Annotated in this window: 1 protein-coding gene; it reads right to left on the bottom strand. The window is 50.2% G+C overall.

Features of this window, described 5'->3' with window-relative positions; all coding sequences use genetic code 11:
• On the bottom strand, positions 1 to 247 hold a 247-nt coding region (locus tag KVT27_RS25695; RefSeq protein ID WP_217582288.1), incomplete at both ends, for a phosphosulfolactate synthase.

The raw sequence follows: 247 nt of genomic DNA on the forward strand, positions 1-247 counted from the left end.
TTCAACGCCATTGAAGCCGAGTGCGGTGATCGTATCGAAGAAGTCTTCAACCGCATGCTGGGTAACGGCAACTTCCAGAAAAGTGCCTCCGGGATAGATGCAAATCCCGTTTTCTTTGGCGAGATTGATTTTACTTTTCAACACGGGCTGAGGGTATAGCGGAGAAGTCCCGAAACCCAGCTTGATCATATCCAGATGGCTGCTCGTCGTTTGGATCAAGTCCTGAAATGCGTTCGGCCCTAGACCT

The sequence above is a fragment of the Lysinibacillus sp. GbtcB16 genome, from assembly GCF_019091145.1.
Lineage (GTDB): Bacteria > Bacillota > Bacilli > Bacillales_A > Planococcaceae > Lysinibacillus > Lysinibacillus fusiformis.